Genomic DNA, 20,311 nt, shown 5'->3' with positions numbered 1-20,311 from the left:
AATCAGGCGAAAATTGAAAGAGGGGGCGACCACAAGTGCCGGGTGCTTCTGGCCACCCCCTCCGAACCTGTTCCGGGAGGAGCAGGTGATCTAGGCAATGCAAGAAGCGTGCTACTTGCCCGGCAGCTTGTCGTCGATGCCCTTGACGTAGAAATTCATGCCGAGGATTTGGCCGTCGTCGAGATTGGCGCCGCCCTTGCACTCGACAGGCTTGCCGTCCTGCCCAACGACCGGGCACTTGAACGGATGCAGCTTGCCCGCAGTGATCGCGGCCTGGGCATCCTCGGCGATCTTCTTCACGTCGTCAGGCATGTTGGTGTAGGGCGCCATCGCGAACATGTGGCTGTCGAGGCCGCCCCAGCTGTCCTCCGATTTCCAGGTTCCGTCGAGCTCGGCCTTGACCCGGGCGATGTAGTAGGGACCCCAGGTATCGAGGATCGAGGTCAGCTGGGTCTTCGGCCCGAACTTGATCATCTCGGAATCTTGGCCGAAGGCGAGCTTGCCGCGTTCGCTGGCGATCTGCATTGCCGCCGGCGAATCGGTGTGCTGCATGATGATGTCGGCGCCCTGGTCGATCAGCGCCTTGGCGGCGTCGGCTTCCTTGCCCGGGTCGAACCAGGTATTGGCCCAGATGATCTTGACCTTGATGTTCGGGTTGATGGTCTGCGCAGCGAGGATCGTCGCGTTGATGCCGGAGACGACCTCGGGAATCGGGAACGAGCCGATATAGCCGAGCACGCCGGACTTCGACATCTTGGCCGCGATCAGGCCCTGGATGTAGCGGCCTTGGTACCATTTGGCCGAATAGGTCGACATGTTCGGGTTGCGCTTGTATCCGGTCGCGTGCTCGAAATGCACATTCGGATATTTCTTCGCGACCTTCAGCGTCGGATCCATGTAGCCGAACGAGGTGGTGAAGATCAGCTTGTTGCCGGCGCGGACGAGCTGCTCGATCGAGCGCTCGGCGTCGGGGCCTTCAGGCACGTTTTCGAGAAAAGTGGTCTCGATCTTGTCGCCGAGCTCCTTCACCAGCGCCTGGCGTGCCAGCTCATGCTGATAGGTCCAACCGAGGTCACCGACCGGGCCAAGGTAGATAAATCCGACTTTCAGCTTGTCGGCGGCGGAGGCTGCACTGACGCTCCCGGCAAGCAAAAGCCCGGCAGCCAGCGCAAGAAGTGATTTCCTCATCATCAATCTCCAAACATCAGGGGAAAGCCACGATCCCCAACGTGCGCGCCCCATCGCGCACGCCGCGGAAATGAAACGCTAGCGGTCGGGCACGAACACGGTGCCAAGCGCAGCCGGTGCGGTCGATCCGCCCGTGCGCGCACGGGAGAGCAGGACCAGGACGATGACCGTCGCAAGGTAAGGCAGCGCCGACATGAGCTGCGAGGGAATGCCGACGCCCCAGCCCTGCGCGTGCAGCTGCAGGATCGTCACCGCGCCGAACAGATACGCGCCGACCACGAGGCGGCCCGGCCGCCAGGACGAGAACACCACCAGCGCCAGTGCGATCCAGCCGCGACCTGCGGTCATGCCCGGAATGAAGAACGGCGTATAGGCGAGCGGCAGATAAGCGCCGGCAAGTCCGGCGCAGGCGCCGCCGAACATCACGGCGAAGGTCCGGATCCGCAGCACGGGGTAGCCGAGTGCATGCGCAGACACGTGGTTGTCGCCGCAGGCGCGCAGGATCAATCCTGGCCGCGTGCGGTACAGGAACCACCAGACGCCGGCGACCAGCGCCAGCGAAAAATAGACGAAGGCGTCCTCGCCGAACAGCACGCGGCCGATCAGTGGGATGTCCGTGAGGCCGGGAATGTAAAGATGCGCTGCCGGCGTGATGCGCTCGCCGACGAAACCGGCGCCGATCAGGCCGGAGAGTCCGACGCCCAGGATGGTCAGCGCCAGCCCTGTCGCAACCTGGTTGACGGCAAGTCCGAGCGCCATCAACGCGAAGACCAGCGACATCAACGAGCCGGCGACGATGCCGAACAGCGCGCCGATAAAGATCGAGCCGGTCAGCCACGCACCCGCAAAGCCACATGCGGCGCCGACGATCATCATGCCCTCGACGCCGAGATTGAGCACGCCGGAACGCTCGGTCACGAGCTCGCCGGTCGCCGCGATCAGGAGCGGCGTCGAGGCGGCGAGCACTGCGAGAATGATGGCTTCAATGAGTTCCACGAGCCACCTGTCGGTTCGGGAAGACCAGCTTGAAGCGATAGAGAATGAGGGAATCGCAGGCGAGCACGTAGAACAGCAGGATGCCTTGAAAAACCTTGGTGACGTCCAACGGGATCTTCATCGCGATCTGCGCCTGCTCGCCGCCGATAAAGGTCAACGCGAGAAAAAGGCCTGCAATTAATATTCCAAGGGGGTTCAACCGGCCGAGAAAGGCGACGATGATCGCCGTAAAACCGTAACCCGGCGAGATGCCGGGCTGCAGATGCCCGACCGGACCCGCGACCTCGATGATGCCGGCGAGGCCTGCCAGCGCGCCCGAGACGGCGAAGGTCAGGATGATCAGCTGGTTGGAATTGAAGCCGCCGAACCGCGCGGCACGAGGCGCCGCACCGACCACGCGAATCTCGAATCCCTTGATGGTGCGCCCGAGCAGGATCGCCGCGCCAGCGACGACGAGCAGGGCGATGATCGAGCCGAGATGCAGCCGGCCGCCCTCGATCAGCAACGGCACCGTTGCGACCGGATCGAACTCGGCCGTGGTCGGGAAGTTGAATCCGTGCGGATCGCGCCAGGGGCCGCGCACGAGATAGTCGAGGAAGAGATCGGCGACGTACACCAGCATCAGGCTGGTCAGGATTTCGCTGGCGCCGAACTTCACCTTGCAGATTGCCGGGATCAGTGCGTAGAGCGCGCCGGCGGCGGCGGCGAGCACGAGCATGACCGGCAGCACCCAGACGCCGGCGTCGGTGCCCTGCGTCTTCACCGCAATCCAGCTTCCGGCGACTGCACCGATCAGGAACTGCCCTTCGGCGCCGATGTTCCAGGCATTCGCGAGATAGCAGAGCGACAGTCCGATCGCGATCATCACCAGCGGTGTCGCCTTCACCGCGATTTCCTGGAGCGAATAGCCGTCGGTCAAAGGGGCGATGAAATAGGCGTGCAGGGCGAGCAGCGGATTCTTGCCGAGGATCGCGAACAGGATGACCATGGTCACGATCGTGAGGCCGATCGCGATCAGCGGAGAGATCAGCGCGATCGTGTTGGAGCGTTCGGCGCGCTTCTCAAGCACCAACTGCATGCGCGGCCTCCCTCGGCTCCAGCGTGCTGCCGCCCATCAACAGGCCGAGTTTTTCGCGCGTCGCCTCGCTGGCGGCGAGCGGTGCGGATAGATGGCCATGGAACATCACGGCGATGCGGTCGGCGATTTCCGCGAGCTCGTCGAGGTCCTGGCTGGTCACGAGTACGGCGGCGCCTGCGGTTGCGAGATCAAGCAGTGCCTGGCGGATGACGGCGGCAGCGCCGGCGTCGACGCCCCAGGTCGGTTGGCTCACCACCAGCACCGCGGGATTGCGCAGGATCTCGCGTCCCACGATGAATTTCTGCAAATTGCCGCCGGAGAGGGATGCTGCTTCCGGATCGCGCTTGGCCTTGCGGACGTCGAACGTCTCGGTTGCGCGGTCGACCGTCTTCAGAGTGGCCGCAGTATCGATGAAGCCGTGATGGACCATGCCGCTGGCGGCGTGCCCGGTGAGCAGCGCATTCTCCGAAAGCTTCATGCGCGGCGCGGTGCCATGGCCGAGCCGCTCCTCTGGAACGAAGGCCGCCCCGAGCTTGCGGCGCTGCGTGATCGAGAGATGGCCGGCGGCAAGGCCTTCGATTACGATCGTGCCGGGATCCTTCGACAGGCGTTCGCCGGACAGCGCGGCGAACAATTCGTCCTGGCCGTTGCCGGCGACCCCGGCGATGCCGAGGATCTCGCCGCCTTTTAGCTCGAACGAGATGTGCTCAAGGCGCACGCCATGCGCCTCGCCGGGGGCGAGCGAGAGGTCGTTGACGACGAGGCGCGGCACGGTCGTCTGCCGGCCTGCGGTCGCCTTCACCTCCTTGATCTCGCCGCCGACCATCATGCGCGCGAGTGAAGCGGCGGTTTCAAGCCTGGGATTGCAGGTCTCCACCTTCTTGCCGCCGCGCAGGATCGTTGCCGTGTCGCACAGGCGCTTCACCTCCTCGAGCTTGTGGCTGATGTAGAGGATGGCGCGACCTTCGGCCTTGAGCCGCTCCAGCACGACGAAGAGCTGGTCGGCTTCCTGTGGCGTCAGCACCGCGGTGGGTTCGTCAAGGATCAGGAATTGCGGATCCTGCATCAGCGCGCGCACGATCTCGATGCGCTGGCGCTCGCCGACCGACAATTGCCAGACCTCGCGTTTGGGATCGAGCGGCAATCCATAAGTCTTCGACACCTGCTCAAGCCGCGCCGACATGTCCTTGAAGGATTCTCTCCCGTCGAGGCCGAGCGCGACGTTCTCCGCGACAGTGAGATTGTCGAACAATGAGAAGTGCTGGAACACCATGCCAATGCCGCGGCTGCGCGCCTCCGAGGGACCGGACAGCATGATCGGCTGGCCCCGCCAGAAAATCTGGCCGGCGCTGGGCTGGATCAGCCCGTAGATCGCCTTGACCAGCGTCGACTTGCCGGCGCCGTTCTCGCCCAGCAACGCATGGATTTCCGTTGGCCAGATATCGATGTCGATGGCATCGTTGGCGAGGAAATCGCCATAGCGCTTGGTGAGCCCGACCGTCCTGAGGAGCGGGGACTCGCCGGAATGCAGGCTGTTAGCCGTGGGATCCAACATTCGCTGATGCGCTTGCATGGGGTGAAGTGCCTCAATACTGGGCTAGTTTGAACCGCTGCGTAAGGTGTGAAAAAGCGTCATCCCTTGCTCAACGCTTCGGCAGGCAGGTGGTGTCGGCGAGTCGCAGCTCTCGCCTGCGGCGATCGTCTTCAGATATCTTCCGAGCAGCCTTTGCAGTCATGGCTTGCGTATGACGCCTGTTGCAAATTTGTGACGGCTCAAGCCAAATCGGAACCCGCTATGCAGGCTTGGCGTGAAGTTAAGCAGAGACGCGCCATCACGCGTATGCATTTGCGAACACTGCGACAGTAGCTCCCGCCCATTCTGTCTGCCTCGTCCGCTCGACATGAAAAGGCGAGCGAAATCAAATGGGAATATCCGGCAATGGCCGCTCTCGCCTGGCCGCGCGGCGGTGAGGTTGGCGTTCAAATCGGCCGGTGAAACGCAGTGCCCTGTGCAAACAAGCGGCATGCCTTGAAATAAGTTGAGGCTTCTCACTCCGGGAGATCGGCGCAAGTGTCGCACCCAAGGGACGTTCATTTTTACGTGTCCAAACTTGGGGGTATTCAGGATGTCGTTTCGTTTCAAGGCAATTGCAGCAGGCGCGCTGTCACTTGCCACGCTCGCTACCGGTGGCCTGGCTCAGGCGGCGGATCTGCCGGTCAAGGCTGCCAAGAAGACGGCGGACCTTCCGTTCTTCCTGGTAATCGACGACCGCGTCACCTTCTCCTACATCTTCAATGCCTCGCAGCCCGGTGCGTTCACCAACACCAACGGCGTGATCAACGCCAAGACGACGAAGCAGGTCTACTCCTTCACCCACTTCGATGCCTGGACTTACGGCACCAACTTCTTCACCATCTCGATGTTCAAGTCGGACCACAACGATCCGGCAGGCCCGTGTACTGCCACAGGCGTGGTTGTGTCGCCGGCTGCAGGCTTCGCAGCGACGCCGACGAGCTGTGCCGGCGCGACGGAGATCTACGGCCTTTTCCGCTCAACCTTCGGCTGGAACGAAATCTTCAACACCAAGGCCTTCACGCAGGGGCCGCTGCATAACATCTCGTTCGAGGTTGGCATGGATGCCAACACGGAGAACCGGTATTTCGGCGCCGCCAAACGCGACGTTGTCGCCGGTCTGCAGTTCGCCTTCGACCTTCCCTATAAGGGCTACTTCAACGTAGCGCCGCTGGTGTATTGGGAGTTCGCCAACCACAACTCCTTCTCGCAGTGCGGCGCCGGTTGGTCCGCTCCGTGTATTGCCGACGGCAACACGTCGTTCAAGCCGACCTGGGCGATCGAAACCAACTACTATATGGACCTCGGCTTCCTGCCGCAGAACATGCAGTATTTCTCGATCAGCGGTCGCGCGGCGTGGTACGGCAAGAAGGGCACTGACACCGAGCCGCTTCCCGCCAGCATTGCCAACAACGTCTATCCGACCAAGGTCGAGTTCAATTCCGAGCCGATCCGCCTGACCCTCGATGCCTCGAAGGCGATTTGGGGTGAGAAGTACTCGCACTTCGTCGACGTCTGGGTCGCCTATCGCTACTGGCAGAACAAGTTCGGCCTCGATCACAACAATGCCTTTGCTTGCACTACCTTCGTCGGTGGTACGAAGGTGAGCACCGGATCCTGCACCGAGTCCTCGCTCTACTCCGGTATCACTGTGAAGTTCTAGCCACCTGACATTCTTCAGGTGAACGACGATGGCGCCGCGTCAAACCTCCGCGGCGTCATCTTCGTTTGGGGGATGGGCTGGGTACCGTCAGGCGGCCCTTCGGTGAGTGCGGGGCAAGGCCCGCTTGGCGCCGTCTACTTCGTCCACACGCCGTCGTGCAGGGCTTCGGCCTCGTCTTCGAGCAGCGGCCCCGCAACCTCTGTCGGCCGCTGGCCGCTGGTAAAGACCTCGCGACAGGGCAGGTCGAGTGTCGGGTTCTCCGGATGATCGCCGGTGATGCTGCGCAGGCGGTGCTCGCTGAGCCCGTAAACGACACGGCCGATGCCGGCCCAGTAGATCGCGCCGGCGCACATCGCGCAGGGCTCGGCGGAGGAATAGAGCGTGGCCCTCGCCAACACCTCGCGGTCGAGCGTGCGGCAGGCCTGCGTGGCGGCGAGGCGCTCGGCATGCGCGGTGCCGTCGTATTCCGGCATGTAGCCGTTCTCGGCTTCGATCAGGACCTTGCCCTCGGCATCGACGACGATGCAGCCGAAGGGATGGTTGCCGTGTGTGAGGGAACGGCGGGCGACCGCAAAGGAAAGGCGGAGGAAGTGCTCGTCGCGCCCGGATCCGCCGCTCATCGCTCTTCCCCGGTCAATGCCCCGCCATATGCCGGCCGACCACGGTGAGATCGGCTTCGCTGGTCCGTGCTTCATACACGAATTCGCCGTGGAACATCACCACCAGCCGATCGGAGAGTTCAAGGAGTTCGTCGAGGTCCTCGCTGACCAGCAGCACCGCGGCGCCGCGGTTGCGCGCAGCCATGATCTCGGCATGGATTTGCGCCACCGCCGCGAAATCGAGCCCGAAGCAGGGATTGGCTGCGATCAGCACCTCGACGTCGCCGCCGAGCTCGCGGGCCAGCACGGCGCGCTGGACGTTGCCGCCCGACAGCGCCGAGATTGGCGTGTCGGGCGTGCGGGTCTTGATCTTGTACTGCGCGATCTTCTTCCTGGCATCGACGCGGAAGGCGCCGCGGTTGAGCCACCAGCCGAGGCTTGCGAAGGGCGCGCGGTCGAACTCGCGGAAGGCGATGTTGTCGGCGACGCTCATGCCGCCGACACAGGCGTTCTTCAGCGGCTCCTCCGGCAGGAGCGACATATTGTGCCGCCGCATCTCCTCGCGGCTGGCATGATAGGGATCGCCTGCGACGCGGATCTCGCCGCTCTCGGCTGCGCGCTGCCCCGCCAGCACCTCGACGAGCTGGCGCTGGCCGTTGCCGGAGACGCCGGCGATGCCGACGATCTCGCCGGCACGGACCGTGAGGGAGACGTCATGCACGGCGATGGCGCCGGCGTCGTCGAGCGCGCGCATCTTCGCCAGTTCAAGCCTCGCCTTGCCGGCTTCTCCGGTGCGCGGCGGCTGCACCGTCAGCTCCTCGGCGCCGATCATGGTGCGCGCCATCGCGTCCGGCGTCAGTTCGGAAACCTTGCCGGCGCCGGCGAGCTTGCCGCGGCGCAGGATCGTGACGTCGTCGGCGAAGGCCATGACCTCGCGGAACTTGTGCGTGATCATCAGGATGGTCAGCTCGCCCTTGACGACCATGTCGCGGAGCATGCCGAGCACTTCGTCGGCTTCCGCCGGGGTCAGCACCGAAGTCGGCTCGTCCAGAATCAGGAAGCGGCGCTTCAGGTAGAGCTGCTTGAGGATCTCGCACTTCTGCCGTTCGCCCGCGGAGATGTCGGAGACTTTTGAGCTGAGCGGTACCTTGAACGGCATGCGCGCGAGAAAGGCCTCGAGCTCCTTCATCTCTTTCGGCCAGTTCACGACAGCCGGCACGTCATCGCGCGCCAGCACCAGATTTTCGGCCACTGTCATCGCCGGCACCAGGGTGAAATGCTGGTAGACCATGCCGAGGCCGAGGGCGTGGGCGTCCTTCGGATTGCCGATCGCCTGCTCGCGGCCCCCGACGAGGATGTCGCCCTCGGTGGCGTGATAGTAACCCATGATGCATTTGACGAGGGTCGACTTGCCGGCGCCGTTCTCGCCGAGCAACGCGTGGAACGAACCCGGCCGCACTTTCAGCGCGACATTGTCCAGCGCCAGGAAATCACCGAAGCGCATGGTCATGGCGATGGCATCGACGCCGAAGGCGCCCGATGGTGGAGGCGTTTCGCCGACGATCACGAAATCGCTCCGATGAAGGCGTCGGAGGTCGAGACCGCACCGAACACGCCACCCTGCATCTTGATCATCTTCAGCGCGTGGTCGTGGTTGCTCCTGTCGGTCGCGCCGCAGCAGTCATGTAACAGCACGCATTCGAAGCCGCGGTCGTTGGCCTCACGCATGGTGGTGTGAACGCAAACGTCGGTGGTGATCCCAGTGAGCACGATGTTCTCGATACCGCGCACGCGCAAGATCAACTCCAGATCGGTGGCGCAGAACGAGCCCTTGCCGGGCTTGTCGATGATGGGTTCGCCGGGCAGCGGCGCGAGCTCCGGGATGATGTCCCACCCGGGCTCGCCGCGCACCAGGATGCGGCCACACGGGCCGGGATCGCCGATGCCGGCGCCGATCTGCCGGGAACGCCAGCGCTTGTTGGCAGGCAAATCCGACAGATCGGGACGGTGGCCTTCGCGGGTATGGATGATGTGAAAGCCTTGGGCGCGCATAGCCGTCAGCAATTTCTTGATCGGCTCGATCGGCGCCCGTGTCAGTGAGAGGTCATAGCCCATCTTGTCGACATAGCCGCCGACGCCGCAGAAATCGGTCTGCATGTCGATGATGATGAGCGCAGTATTTTCGGGACGGAGATCGCCGTTATAGGGCCAGGCATAGGGCTCGGACTTGATGGTGCGCTCGGGCATGATCTGGCTCTCTAGCGGGTGATCGACAATTCGGCCGGGGCGCCGGTCAGCGTGCGTTTCGGCGAGCAGGTGATGATCATGATCGCCAGCGTCAGGATGTAGGGTGCGGCGTTGAAGAGATGGTAGCCGGAGGTGACGCCGACCGATTGCAGCGCCGGGCCCAGCGCCGCGGCGCCGCCAAAGGCGAGCGAGGCCCACAGACACAGCAATGGGTCCCAGCGCGCGAAGATCACGAGCGCCACGGCCGTGATGCCCTGGCCCGACGACAGGCCCTCGTTCCAGCTTCCGGGATAGAACAGCGACAGGAACGAACCACCGATGCCGGCGAGGAAGCCGCCGACCATGGTCGCGCGCAGGCGGATTAGCAGCACCGAGTGGCCCATCGCACGCGCGGCGTCCGAACTCTCGCCGGCGGTGCGGATCAAGAGGCCCCAGCGCGTGGTCCGGAAGGCCCAGTAGAGAATTGGCGCGAGCGCGACGCCGATCAGGAAGAGCACGTTGACCCGTAGGGCCGCGCGCACCTGCGGAATGTCGCTCCACCAGCCGAAATCAATCGCGGGCAGCCGAGGTGCTGTCGGCTCGATCAACGGTTTGCCGAGGTAGAAAGCTAGGCCGGTGCCGAACAACATCAGCGCGATGCCGACCGCGACGTCGTTGACGCGCGGCAGGGAGCAGATGCCAGCATGCAGCGCACCCAGAAGCGCGCCGGTGATGCCAGCGGCGAGCACGCCGAGCCACGGCGATCCCGTGAGGTAGGAAATGCCGTAGGCGCTCATCGCGCCCATCACCAGCGTGCCTTCGAGGCCGAGATTGATGCGGCCGGAGCGCTCGGTGATACATTCGCCCAGGCTCACGAACAGGAACGGCGTCGAGACACGAATGGCGCCGCCGAGCACGGCGAGCGGGACCGTCCAGAGTCCGATCGAGCCGTCTGCCATCTCAGGACTTTCCCTTCAGAAACCCGATGCGGCCGTAGAGCGCATCGCTGGCCAGCACGAAGACGAAGATGATGCCTTGCAGCACCAGCACGGATGCATCCGGCAATCCAAGGCGGCGCTGCAACAGCCCGCCGCTGGCGCTGATACCACCGAGCAGGATCGCGACGGGGATAATGGCGAGCGGATTTTGCCGCGCCAGGAAGGCGACGAGAATCCCTGTGAAGCCGTAGCCTGCGGCGAGGTTAGCATTGGTGCGCCCCTGCACGGCGGCGACCTCGACCATGCCGGCAAGGCCAGCGGCGCCGCCGGCGAGGAAGCAGATGGTCAGGATCAGCTTGCTGACATTGAGGCCGACGATCTTCGCAGCCCGGATGTTGCCGCCGGCAACGCGCGCGGCGAAGCCAAACACGGTGTGATAGATCAGGATATAGGCGGCGATCGCGGCGATCAGGCCGAACACGAGACCCCAATGCACGTCGGTGCCGGGAATCGATCCGATCATGTTGGCCGCGCCGATCTCGCGGGTCGACGGCTTGTTGAGGCTCGAGGGGTCGCGCATCACGCCTTCGACAAGATGGTTGAGGACCGCGAGCGCGATGTAGACGAGCAGCAGGCTTGAGATCGTTTCGTTGACGCCGCGATATTGCCGAAGCGCGCCCGAAAGCATGACCCACAGGCCGCCGCCGATCACGCCGGCGATGACCATGGCGATCTGCACGATGAGCGGCGGCATGCCCTGAAGCACCAGTGCCGCGCTGGTTGCCGACAGCGCGCCGATTAGGAGTGCGCCTTCGCCGCCGATAATGACCATGCCGAGCTGCGCCGGCAGCGCCGTGCAGAGTGCGGTAAGGATCAACGGCGCCGCGCGCGTCAGCGTGTTCTGCCACGAGAACCAGGTGCCGAACGCGCCGTAGTACATGTAGAAATAGAGGTCGAGCGGGCTCTTGCCGAACATTGCGACGAAGATGCCGAAGACGCCGAGCGCGCCGGCCAGCGCCGCGCCCGGGATCAGGATATATTCGATTGCTCCGCCGTGACGTTGGAGGAATCCCGGATCGGCGGCCGGGGCAACCGTCCCGACCGCATCAACAGGATCCGCAGCTTCCGTCGTCACGAAGTCGCCCCGACCACGCCCTCCACGAGATAGTCCATCTTCTCGAGCTCGGGATCCTTCTGGCCGCGATCGGTGCCGGCCGCGATCACCGTCTTGCCCTTGTTGTCGACCAGGCCTCCCTTGAAGATGGCGTAGCCGTCACCGGACAAGAACTTGGCCTTGACGTCGTCGGCGTGCTTGCGCGCCTCGGCGGAGACCGCTTCGCCATACGGCGAGGTCTTGACGATCTCTTCCTTGAGGCCGCCGCGATAGAAGTTCGGGATGCTCTCGCCGGCGGCGATCATCTTGACGAACTTGGGGTACAGCGCTTCCCAGTTCCACTCGGCGCCCGTGAGATACGCCTTCGGCGCGAGCGGCGACTGGTTGACGTGATAGCCGCACACCATGGCGCCCCGTCGCGCGGCGTTCTCGACCATGGTCTTCGGACCGTCGACATGGCAGGTCAGCACGTCGACGCCTTGGTCGATCAGGCTGTTGGTGGCCTCGGCTTCCTTGACCGGCATCGACCAGTCACCGGTGAAGATGACCTGCGTGGTAGCCTTGGGGTTGGCAAGCCTCGCGCCGAGCGCGAATGCGTTGATGTTGCGCAGCACCTGCGGGATCGGCTTGGCGGCGACGAATCCGAGCTTGCCGCTCTTGGAGCTATAGCCGGCGACGATGCCCGAGATGTACTGAGCTTCATCGATATAGCCGAAATAGCTGCCGGCGTTTTTCGGGTCCTTGTCGCTCCAGAGGCCGCCGCAGTGCTCGAAGTGCAGCTTCGGGAACTTGTTGGCCATCTTGACCATGTGAGGATTGTAGTAACCGAACGAGGTGGGGAAGAGCAGGGTGGCGCCGTCGAGATTGATCATGGACTCGATCGTCTTCTCGACCGCGTCGGTCTCCGGCACCTTCTCTTCTTCCACGACCTTGAGGCCGGGAATCTTTTTCAGCGCCGCCGCGCCCTGGGCATGTGCCTGGTTGTAGCCATAGTCATCGCGCGAGCCGACGTAGATGAATCCGATGGTGGTCTCGGCCGCGAAGGCCGGACGAATGCCCGTCGCCGCACCGAGGGTGAGGGCCGCACCGCCCTGCAACAAATGACGTCGTGAGATCCTGCCAAATTCCATTGCTTGCTCCCCTTGGCGGATGCACCGCCTCATCTCGCGCTGCGCCGGTCTGGCGGAGCCCGGGATAGATTGTCGCAAGCTTCGTGCCAGAGACTGCCGAGACAGAACTTCCAATTAAGCTATTGAAGGTAAATCGCTATTTTCGGCGATCTGAGCTTGATCGGGAAAGTGGCAGATGAAAATATAGGCAGTATTTTATGATTGTATGCAATGGAGTTAAGCAGTCTTAACCGGCTTGGACGTGTGCATGACGAGGGCCGGGCGGTCTGCCGGCGACCGCATTCATGCTAACCACGCGCTGATTGGAACGATGTCGGCAGCGTGATTTCGCTGGCACCGAACTTGAATCGATTGCCGCCAGGACCGCCGTCGCCGCGGTCCCAAGAGATGGAAAGCCCGCCGAGATGGCTGCTGGTACCGCCGTTCAGAATGGTTCGCTCGGCGAAGAGATCGTGCGAGGGATCAACGACCTCGCGGCGATCTCGGAAGAAGGCGACAAGCTCACCCGCATCTATCTGACCGGCGAGCTGCGCAAGGCCGCGGACCTCATCCTGAGCTGGATGCGCGATGCCGGCATGAGTGCGCGTCTCGACGCGATCGGCAATGTCTGCGGGCGCTACGAAGGCGAGCTGCCGGGCGCGCCGTGCCTGATGCTCGGCTCGCACTACGACACCGTGCGCGATGCCGGCAAATGGGACGGGCCGTTGGGCGTGATCACGGCGATCGCCTGCGTCGCCGATCTCAACCGCCGCGGCAAGCGCCTGCCGTTCGCGATCGAAATCGTAGGTTTTGCGGATGAGGAAGGGGTGCGCTTTGCCTCGACCCTGCTCGGCAGCCGCGCGGTGGCCGGCACTTTTGACGAAAGCGTCCTGAACACACGCGACAGCGATGGCGTCGCCATGCGCGATGCGCTGGTGCAGTTCGGACTCGACCCCGATCATATCGGCGCGGCCGCGCGGGCCCGGCGCGAGTTGCTTGGCTATCTCGAGCTGCACATCGAGCAGGGGCCGGTGCTGGAAGCCCAAAACCTGCCCGTCGGCGTGGTCACCGCGATCGCGGGCGCGACACGGCTTGCCGCGCGGCTGACCGGCATGGCGGGCCACGCGGGCACGGTGCCGATGGCACTCCGGCGCGATGCGTTGGCGGCCGCGGCCGAATGCATCGGCGCGATCGAGCAGTTTTGCCGGACCGACGAGGGTGGGCTGGTCGGCACCGTCGGCTACATCCAGGCGAGGCCCGGCGCAACCAACGTCATTCCGGGCGAGGTGTCGTTCACCATCGATATGCGGGCGCCGACCGACATGCACCGGAAGCGCGCGGTCGCCGATGTCGTGAGGCAGATCGAAGCCATCGCAAGGCGCCGTCAACTGTCGCTTCAGCTCGACGTCACCCACGAGAACCGCACCGTGCCCTGCGCGCCCTGGCTCCAGGAGCAGATCGCCCAGGCGATCAAAGCGGAAGGTTTCTCCGTGTTCGAGCTGCCGAGCGGGGCCGGGCATGACGGCATGGCCATGATCGACATTGCCGACGTCGGCATGATCTTCGTTCGCTGCCGCGGCGGCATCAGCCATCACCCCGACGAGCATGTCGAGCTAGCCGATGCCCATGCCGGTGCGCGGGTGTTGCTGCGGGTGATCGAGAATTTTCGGCCGCGGGAGGACCGCACCGGCGCGGACTGAGTGTCGGGAGTTCACGTCATCGGAGCGAGACGCGAATCAGCCATGCTTGGAATGGTGACCGGCCAGTGCCGGGATCACCGCAGACCAGGCGAACATGAACAGCGATATTTCCTTGCCGTCACATCGTGAGAACCGATTTTATCAAGGCGCGGCTGCGACCTTTGTCGCCAACGCGCTTCAGGCGGTGAATTTTCTCGGTGATCGATTCCTGAGGCAGTCACATCATCCGTTCACGGCCATCGAGGACCTCTACCGGCACTCGATAGACATCGCCTTTTCGATGACCGAGGCATTCCTCGTCACGGGGGCGCCGCACGCTTCCGCCTATTACCCCCGCGACTTCGCCTGGTTCTATCCCGACGTCCTCGACCCCGAAACCATCATGGGCCCGCAGGATGCGGTGCGGCGGGCTCGTCTGCTCGAAAAGAGCGTCCGCCTGTTGCTGGAAGCGGTTCGCGCCGACGTCGTCACGACGACCATCGTCCCGGCGGGTCGCGCCCGGTACCTCGGCGTGAACTATTTCTCGCGCCCCTCGGATACGCTGCTCGGCATTCTGGCCGGCCTCCAGCAGATGATCTCTGCCGAGCAAAGAGCGTCATCCTATTTGGCGATGTCGCAATGCGCGCATGCCGGCCGCCTGCTCCTGGCCGAATATGGTGGTGATCTGAAGCGCGCGATCCTCCAGCTCGCAAGCGAGCTCGAACCTTTCAATGATGATGGCTCCACGTATTTGCTGTGCGATGCCAGTGCTCCGCGCTCCGCGGCAACCGACACGCGCGCCGAGCGCAGGCGTTTCGTCACCAATGCCTGCGTCTACACGACGTTCGTGTGGGGCGTGCGGCTCGGAATCGTCGACGAGAACGAGCTGAAGCGGCGGCTCGGACGCGATCTGGCGCAGTACAAGAGGGACCTGCTCCGCCTGTTCGGCAAGGGCGGCTATATCAGGCATTCCCTGGACGGCCCCGCGGGCTCGCCGGTATTCTCGGTCGCGTTAGATTTCGTCAGCGTGCATCGCGGCTTCTGGGATCTGAACGAGGCAAGCGAGCGCGCACTGTTCGCGGCCACGGCGGATCTGATCATTGCGGAGCCGCGCTTTCGCATCCCCACCACGTTCCACTTCCTGGTGTCGGCGGATAATCCGCGCAATAAGATGATCCACAAGATCGCGGCTCCCGCCTACCAGGGACGTTCCTCCTGGCCGACGTTCAACGTCGAGTTCGCGGATCGCATGCTGGACTATGACGAATTCTCGGGGAGCGATACCTACCGCGCCTGCGCGCAAGGAATATTGAAGGACATCCGCACCGCGACCGAAGTCCACGGCGGCTATCAGGAACTGATCTCGGAGCAGGGCCTGAAATATCGTACGTGGGCCTACAAGGGCGCCGTGGCCCACTCCTGGTTTCCGCGTTTCCTGTCCGTCTGGAGGAGGGCGTATGGAACGCCGCTCCTCCAGTGGAATGACTGAACGGCGGTCGTTACCCCGCCGTCACGTCCACAAGCTCACCACCGTCGAGGACCTTGGCCGCCTTGGCGCGGTCGAGGTCGCCTTCCCAGGCGGCCACCACCACGGTCGCAACGCAATTGCCGGTGAGGTTGCCGACCGCGCGTGCCATGCCGATGAACCAGTCGACCGACAAAACCAGCACGAGGCCGATCGCGGGGATGCTCGGCACCGCGTTCAGCGTCGCCGCCAGAATCACGATCGCAGAGCCAGGCACACCATGCGCGCCTTTCGACGTGATCAGGGAGACGCCGAGCACGAGCAGGAGGTCGCCGAAGGAAAGCGGCGTGTTGGTCGCCTGCGCGATGAAGACGACCGCAAGCGTCAGGTAGATCGAGAACGCGTCGAGATTGAAGGAATAGCCGGTCGGAATGACGAGGCCGACGACGGAATCCTTCACGCCCATCCGCTCCAGCTTCTTCATGATCTGCGGCAGCACGGCGTCGGACGAGGCGGTCGCGAGCACGATCGTCAACTCCTCGCGCAGGTAGGCGAGGAATTTGAGAATGTTGATGCCGGCAAGCGCCATGACGCCGCCGAGCACGCCCAGCACGAAGATGCCGACCGAGACGTAGAACAGCGCCACCAGTGAGACGAGCTGCTTGAGCGAGCCGACGCCGTATTTGCCGACGGTGTAGGCGACTGCGCCGAGCACGCCAAGTGGAGCAACGCGGACGATAAGCCCCATGACGCGGAACAGCACGGTCGAGGCGGCATCGATCATCGACGTGACGAGCTTGCCCTTCTCGCCGCCGACCAGTGCGAGGCCTACGCCGAACAGCACGGCGAAAAACAGTACCTGGAGCACGTCGTTGCGCGACAACGCGTCGAACGAGGTGCTCGGGATCACGTTGAGGAGGAAGGAGCCGATGCCGCCGCCCTGAAGCTTGTGGGCGTTATCGGCATAGCTATTGAGCGCTTTGGCGTCCAGCGTCGAGGGATCGATGTTCATGCCATGGCCGGGGCCGAAAGTGTAGGCCAGGATGAGACCTACCACGAGTGCGACTGTGGTCATCACCTCGAAATAGACCAGCGCCTTGACGCCGACCCGTCCGACCTTCTTGAGGTCGCCCGCGCCGGCAATGCCGTGCACGACGACGCAGAACACGATCGGCGCCACGATCATCGAAATCAGCTTCAGGAAGGCGTCGCTCAGAATCTTGAGGGAGATGGCAAAATCCGGCACGGCCACGCCGAGGATAATACCAAGGATCAGCGCGGCCAGGACCTGGACGAACAGCGATGTATAGAGCGGTTTCGGCTCGGCGGCCGGGGCCGCGGCAATGGTCGACATGGTGACTCCCCCGTTTTGACGTCTCGATCGTCTAAAGGAGCAACTAGCGTGCCAGATTGTCGCGGTTCGCTGAGGAGGAGGTCTATTCGGCCCTTTTGCGGTGCGACCGGGCATCGGCGTCGGCACGGGGAAACCGTTCCAGATGCCGACGGTCACGTGGACAGGAGATTTGCGGTCCTGCTGTCACGTTCCGCACGCGCGTGGCCGCGTCACGCCGCGAGATCCAGCAGCCGACACGATCCGCGTACCAGCACCTTGCGTCCATTCGGCGTCATGACCGGCACGCCGTCGCGGACGACGACAAGACCAAGCTTGACGAGGCCCTCGATGAGATAAGGCTTCGAAAGGCGACCGTACGACACCGGGTTGCGAAGCGCCTTCAGAACCTCCCATTGGTCCGGCGCAAGATCGAAGTCGCTGTCGTTGCTCATGTTGCCTCAAGCCACAGTGCCGTTCGTGCGCCTCTGTTAGAGGCGCTGCATGAAGACCGTGCGACGACAATGAGTCGGGAATCCGGTGAGGCGTTTAGAACTTCTCTTCACAAATTGCTGCACGCCATTGCGCCGCAAGAGTTAAGACCGCCCGATCACGAGGACCATCCGGAGCCTCGATCACATATTGATGATGTGGGCTTGATGTTGGTCCGCGAACTACCGCACTGCACGGGAAGCGCTGCTGTCCCATTCTGCGTCGCAATATGCACAGAAATCATGAGACGAAGGGTTCGGGATTCTGTTACGCTGATTCGCGGGGAATGGCTTCACACGGCAGGAGTGGAGTGCATGAACAGGCTGGTCGAAATTCGCAGTCAGGAATCCTTGTGCCGGGAGCGCGCCGCGCTTGATTTCGAGCGCCGGGTTTTCTGGCTTGCGCAAGCTCAGGAATGGGAGCAGCGCGCGCTCGACGAGATCGCCTATCATTTCCGGGAGTGCAACGTGGCTCAGACGGAGCTGGTGCGAAACTGACGTCGGCTGTGGGTAAGGCCTACTGATAAGTCGCCACAATATCGGACACGGCGCGCTCGAGCTGCTGCGCGGTGGCGCACTGGCGCACCACGCTGCAGAAGGTCGCATAGCGCGGCATCTCGGAATCGCCAAAGCCCCAGGCGAGACGTCCCTCGGGATTGAGCCACACCAGTCGCTTCGAGCGCTCGGAGATGCGGCGCAGGATGTCGGCGCGCGGATCGAGATTGTTGCTGCGGGCATCGCCTAGCACGATCACCGTGGTCTGTGGCGTCAGCGCGCTCATGAACTCCTTCTCGAAATCGGCCAGCGACGAGCCGTAGTCGGAGGAGCCGAAGCCGACCTTGGACATGATCTCGGCCATCGCTTCTTCCGGCGATTTCTTCTCGAGGATGTCGCTGACTTCGATCAGATGCGAGGAGAAGGCGAAGGAATGGACGTCGTCGACGACCTCGTGCAGCGAGTGGATCAGGAGCAGGAAGAAATCCGAGACCTGTGCGACCGACCCCGAGACGTCGCAGAGTGCTACGATCTTCGGCCGGTCGCGATGCTTGCGCTTCCAGGCCGTGAGAAAGGGGATGCCGCCCCAGGCGGCATTGCGGCGCAGCGTGCGGCGGACGTCGAGATGACCGCGCCGTTGGCGCTTGCGCGGTTTCGAATAGCGCTCGCGCAGGCGCCGTGCGATCTGGCGGATGAGAGCGCGCATCTCCGCGACATGGCGCCGCTCGATGCGGGCAAGCGGCGCGTTGCGCAAAATCTCATTGCGGAGGTTCTCGGCCTCCTCGCGGGCATAGAGCGCAAGCCCCTGCGCGACGGTGTCGCGAACGGCTTCGCGCAAGCCATCGAGCGCGGCGCGCAGCCGCTCGGCCAGTGCCGGATTGGTCGCGGTCAGCTCGTCGAGATCGTCGCGTAGCCGCTGGAGCCCCATGGCGTCGAGGATGCGGCTGGAGAAGATGCCGCGTTGGGTGGAGTAGCGGATGTCGGACAGGGAGGCCGCCCCTGAGGCGCTGGCGATCGCGGCGGTGATCGCGTTGCGATCCTGAGACAGCAGCATCTGCGCGAGGGGACCCAATTCTGCGGGAGGCGAACCGCCGTTCGCATCGCTGGCCTCGTCAGACGACGGAGATTGATCCGCGTTCTCCGAAACATCGTTGCCGTCGGCTTCAGGCTGTTCCTGCCGCGGCTCCGGCTGGCTGAAGAACAGATCGAAACAGTCACCGAGCGCGAGCTTTTCGTCCTGCGACTTGGCGAGCGTCAGAAGGAGCGCATCGCGCAGGATGGTCCGGTCGGAAACGCCGACCTGTGCGACCGCGCGCATCGCATCGATGCTTTCGGCAGGCGAGACATGGACGCCGGCGCCCCGTGCCGCACGGAAGAAACGATGGATATTCTCGCGCATCGGCGTCAACCGAAGACGTTGGATCGTGCTGCCTTGGCAATGAAGGTCGTAATCTGAGGCTGAGCCGCCTCGATGTCGGCCTCGTATTTCAGGAGCACGTTGAGCGTGTCCTTGACGATCTCGGTGTCGAGCTCCGAGGCCTGCAAGAGCACCAGCACGCGGGCCCAGTCGATGGTCTCGCTGACCGAAGGCAGCTTCTTCAGGTCCAGCGAGCGGATTTCGTGGATGAAGCCGACCATCTGCCGCCGCAGCGTCTGCGAAATACCGGGGACGCGGCTCTCGACGATGCGCTCCTCGAGCCGTTGCTCGGGGAAGCCGATGTGCAGATGCAGGCAGCGCCGCTTCAGGGCGTCGCCGAGATCGCGCTCGCTGTTGGAGGTGAGGATCACCGTTGGCGGCGTGATCGCGGAGACGGTGCCGAGTTCGGGGATCGTGACCTGGAAGTCGGAGAGAATTTCCAGCAGCAGCGATTCGAACTCCGCATCCGACTTGTCGATCTCGTCGATCAGGAGCACGCAGCCGCCCGGCTGCTCCAGCGCTTGCAGCAGCGGGCGCGGCTCGACGAACTCCTTGGAGAAGAACACGTCACCGAAATCGTGGAGCTGATTAAGTGCAGCGTGCAAAGTCTGCGCGCCGCCGAGGACTTCGCCAAGCTTGTCCTTGAGGATCTGCGTGTAGAGAAGCTGCTTGGCGTATTTCCATTCATAGAGCGCCTTGGCCTCGTCGAGGCCTTCGTAGCATTGCAGGCGGATCATCTTCAGGCCGCGCCAGGCCGCGATCGCCTTGGCAAGCTCGGTCTTGCCGACGCCCGCGGGTCCTTCGACCAGGATCGGCTTCTCGATCTGTTGCGACAAATAGACGGCGGTCGCGATCTGCCGGCTCGCGATGTAGCCTTGCGCGGCGAGGCCGCTCTCCACTGCCTCGATCGCTGTCGAGGGCTTCTGTTCAGCCACGAAAAGGCGCTCCCA

18 protein-coding genes are annotated in these 20,311 nt (G+C 63.7%); 4 read left to right on the top strand and 14 right to left on the bottom strand.

The annotated features are described in order from the left end of the window. Positions 1-111 precede the first annotated feature (111 nt). The 4 genes from BRA471DRAFT_RS26470 to BRA471DRAFT_RS26455 form a co-directional block, all read right to left on the bottom strand. Positions 112-1,188 (bottom strand): BMP family ABC transporter substrate-binding protein, encoded by a 1,077-nt coding sequence (locus BRA471DRAFT_RS26470; protein ID WP_007612862.1) that lies wholly within the window; start codon positions 1,186-1,188, stop codon positions 112-114. Between the two features lie 78 nt (positions 1,189-1,266). Further along, a complete protein-coding gene (locus tag BRA471DRAFT_RS26465) occupies positions 1,267-2,184 on the bottom strand; it encodes an ABC transporter permease (RefSeq protein ID WP_007612860.1) in 918 nt (305 codons plus the stop codon). Then, on the bottom strand, positions 2,171-3,262 hold the full coding sequence (locus BRA471DRAFT_RS26460; protein ID WP_007612859.1) for an ABC transporter permease: 1,092 nt from the start codon (positions 3,260-3,262) through the stop codon (positions 2,171-2,173). Before BRA471DRAFT_RS26460 ends, BRA471DRAFT_RS26465 begins: the two co-directional genes overlap by 14 nt. Continuing rightward, positions 3,246-4,817, bottom strand: a complete 1,572-nt coding sequence (locus BRA471DRAFT_RS26455) for an ABC transporter ATP-binding protein (RefSeq protein ID WP_035974288.1) — start codon at positions 4,815-4,817, stop codon at positions 3,246-3,248. The genes BRA471DRAFT_RS26460 and BRA471DRAFT_RS26455 overlap by 17 nt, the downstream gene beginning before the upstream one ends. A gap of 571 nt (positions 4,818-5,388) precedes the next feature. On the opposite strand from BRA471DRAFT_RS26455, the gene BRA471DRAFT_RS26450 reads away from it, so the two are divergent. Next, complete coding sequence (locus tag BRA471DRAFT_RS26450) at positions 5,389-6,498, top strand: hypothetical protein (protein WP_007612847.1); 1,110 nt, start codon at positions 5,389-5,391, stop codon at positions 6,496-6,498. A 134-nt stretch (positions 6,499-6,632) separates the two neighbouring features. On the opposite strand, the gene BRA471DRAFT_RS26445 is transcribed toward BRA471DRAFT_RS26450, so the two are convergent. From BRA471DRAFT_RS26445 to BRA471DRAFT_RS26420, 6 genes are read right to left on the bottom strand one after another with little or no spacing between them, the layout of a single operon-like run. Next, entirely contained in the window at positions 6,633-7,118 is a 486-nt protein-coding gene (locus BRA471DRAFT_RS26445; RefSeq protein WP_007612843.1) for a nucleoside deaminase, read from the bottom strand. A gap of 13 nt (positions 7,119-7,131) precedes the next feature. Beyond that, complete coding sequence (locus BRA471DRAFT_RS26440; RefSeq protein WP_007612842.1) at positions 7,132-8,664, bottom strand: ABC transporter ATP-binding protein; 1,533 nt, start codon at positions 8,662-8,664, stop codon at positions 7,132-7,134. Then, on the bottom strand, positions 8,661-9,344 hold the full coding sequence (locus BRA471DRAFT_RS26435; RefSeq protein ID WP_007612841.1) for a cysteine hydrolase family protein: 684 nt from the start codon (positions 9,342-9,344) through the stop codon (positions 8,661-8,663). Before BRA471DRAFT_RS26435 ends, BRA471DRAFT_RS26440 begins: the two co-directional genes overlap by 4 nt. 11 nt (positions 9,345-9,355) lie before the next feature. Then, on the bottom strand, positions 9,356-10,282 hold the full coding sequence (locus BRA471DRAFT_RS26430; RefSeq protein WP_007612833.1) for an ABC transporter permease: 927 nt from the start codon (positions 10,280-10,282) through the stop codon (positions 9,356-9,358). A 1-nt stretch (position 10,283) separates the two neighbouring features. Then, positions 10,284-11,396: an ABC transporter permease gene (locus BRA471DRAFT_RS26425; protein ID WP_007612831.1), complete on the bottom strand. Its 1,113-nt coding sequence runs from the start codon at positions 11,394-11,396 to the stop codon at positions 10,284-10,286. Further along, positions 11,393-12,505, bottom strand: a complete 1,113-nt coding sequence (locus BRA471DRAFT_RS26420) for a BMP family ABC transporter substrate-binding protein (protein ID WP_007612830.1) — start codon at positions 12,503-12,505, stop codon at positions 11,393-11,395. Before BRA471DRAFT_RS26420 ends, BRA471DRAFT_RS26425 begins: the two co-directional genes overlap by 4 nt. A gap of 404 nt (positions 12,506-12,909) precedes the next feature. On the opposite strand from BRA471DRAFT_RS26420, the gene BRA471DRAFT_RS26415 reads away from it, so the two are divergent. Both BRA471DRAFT_RS26415 and BRA471DRAFT_RS26410 read left to right on the top strand, forming a co-directional pair. After that, positions 12,910-14,184, top strand: a complete 1,275-nt coding sequence (locus BRA471DRAFT_RS26415; RefSeq protein ID WP_007612828.1) for an allantoate amidohydrolase — start codon at positions 12,910-12,912, stop codon at positions 14,182-14,184. Between the two features lie 94 nt (positions 14,185-14,278). Beyond that, positions 14,279-15,652, top strand: a complete 1,374-nt coding sequence (locus tag BRA471DRAFT_RS26410; protein ID WP_007612827.1) for a hypothetical protein — start codon at positions 14,279-14,281, stop codon at positions 15,650-15,652. A gap of 10 nt (positions 15,653-15,662) precedes the next feature. Here BRA471DRAFT_RS26410 and BRA471DRAFT_RS26405 read toward each other — a convergent pair whose 3' ends face one another. Then, a complete protein-coding gene (locus BRA471DRAFT_RS26405; RefSeq protein ID WP_007612826.1) occupies positions 15,663-16,982 on the bottom strand; it encodes a dicarboxylate/amino acid:cation symporter in 1,320 nt (439 codons plus the stop codon). A gap of 209 nt (positions 16,983-17,191) precedes the next feature. Further along, the gene (locus BRA471DRAFT_RS26400) at positions 17,192-17,413 is read right to left on the bottom strand and encodes a hypothetical protein (protein WP_007612825.1); all 222 of its coding nucleotides are present in this window, start codon (positions 17,411-17,413) and stop codon (positions 17,192-17,194) included. Between the two features lie 351 nt (positions 17,414-17,764). Between BRA471DRAFT_RS26400 and BRA471DRAFT_RS26395 the strand changes: the two genes are divergently transcribed. After that, entirely contained in the window at positions 17,765-17,947 is a 183-nt protein-coding gene (locus BRA471DRAFT_RS26395) for a hypothetical protein (RefSeq protein WP_007612823.1), read from the top strand. 19 nt (positions 17,948-17,966) lie between these two features. On the opposite strand, the gene BRA471DRAFT_RS26390 is transcribed toward BRA471DRAFT_RS26395, so the two are convergent. Beyond that, positions 17,967-19,343, bottom strand: coding sequence for a VWA domain-containing protein (locus BRA471DRAFT_RS26390; RefSeq protein WP_007612821.1), 1,377 nt, complete (start codon positions 19,341-19,343; stop codon positions 17,967-17,969). Between the two features lie 5 nt (positions 19,344-19,348). Further along, the gene (locus tag BRA471DRAFT_RS26385) at positions 19,349-20,296 is read right to left on the bottom strand and encodes a MoxR family ATPase (protein ID WP_007612819.1); all 948 of its coding nucleotides are present in this window, start codon (positions 20,294-20,296) and stop codon (positions 19,349-19,351) included. Positions 20,297-20,311 lie beyond the last annotated feature (15 nt).

It is taken from the genome of Bradyrhizobium sp. WSM471 (genome assembly GCF_000244915.1).
Classification (GTDB): domain Bacteria; phylum Pseudomonadota; class Alphaproteobacteria; order Rhizobiales; family Xanthobacteraceae; genus Bradyrhizobium.
This window is presented reverse-complemented; position numbering and strand designations above follow the sequence as displayed.

What these genes read in the sequence shown, in the direction of transcription:
- BRA471DRAFT_RS26470 (WP_007612862.1), bottom strand. Translation starts at nt 1,188, where the DNA reads ATGAGGAAATCACTTCTTGCGCTGGCTGCCGGGCTTTTGCTTGCCGGG.
- BRA471DRAFT_RS26460 (WP_007612859.1), bottom strand. Translation starts at nt 3,262, where the DNA reads ATGCAGTTGGTGCTTGAGAAGCGCGCCGAACGCTCCAACACGATCGCG.
- BRA471DRAFT_RS26455 (WP_035974288.1), bottom strand. Translation starts at nt 4,817, where the DNA reads ATGTTGGATCCCACGGCTAACAGCCTGCATTCCGGCGAGTCCCCGCTC.
- BRA471DRAFT_RS26450 (WP_007612847.1), top strand. Translation starts at nt 5,389, where the DNA reads ATGTCGTTTCGTTTCAAGGCAATTGCAGCAGGCGCGCTGTCACTTGCC.
- BRA471DRAFT_RS26445 (WP_007612843.1), bottom strand. Translation starts at nt 7,118, where the DNA reads ATGAGCGGCGGATCCGGGCGCGACGAGCACTTCCTCCGCCTTTCCTTT.
- BRA471DRAFT_RS26435 (WP_007612841.1), bottom strand. Translation starts at nt 9,344, where the DNA reads ATGCCCGAGCGCACCATCAAGTCCGAGCCCTATGCCTGGCCCTATAAC.
- BRA471DRAFT_RS26430 (WP_007612833.1), bottom strand. Translation starts at nt 10,282, where the DNA reads ATGGCAGACGGCTCGATCGGACTCTGGACGGTCCCGCTCGCCGTGCTC.
- BRA471DRAFT_RS26420 (WP_007612830.1), bottom strand. Translation starts at nt 12,505, where the DNA reads ATGGAATTTGGCAGGATCTCACGACGTCATTTGTTGCAGGGCGGTGCG.
- BRA471DRAFT_RS26415 (WP_007612828.1), top strand. Translation starts at nt 12,910, where the DNA reads ATGGCTGCTGGTACCGCCGTTCAGAATGGTTCGCTCGGCGAAGAGATC.
- BRA471DRAFT_RS26410 (WP_007612827.1), top strand. Translation starts at nt 14,279, where the DNA reads ATGAACAGCGATATTTCCTTGCCGTCACATCGTGAGAACCGATTTTAT.
- BRA471DRAFT_RS26405 (WP_007612826.1), bottom strand. Translation starts at nt 16,982, where the DNA reads ATGTCGACCATTGCCGCGGCCCCGGCCGCCGAGCCGAAACCGCTCTAT.
- BRA471DRAFT_RS26400 (WP_007612825.1), bottom strand. Translation starts at nt 17,413, where the DNA reads ATGAGCAACGACAGCGACTTCGATCTTGCGCCGGACCAATGGGAGGTT.
- BRA471DRAFT_RS26395 (WP_007612823.1), top strand. Translation starts at nt 17,765, where the DNA reads ATGAACAGGCTGGTCGAAATTCGCAGTCAGGAATCCTTGTGCCGGGAG.
- BRA471DRAFT_RS26390 (WP_007612821.1), bottom strand. Translation starts at nt 19,343, where the DNA reads ATGCGCGAGAATATCCATCGTTTCTTCCGTGCGGCACGGGGCGCCGGC.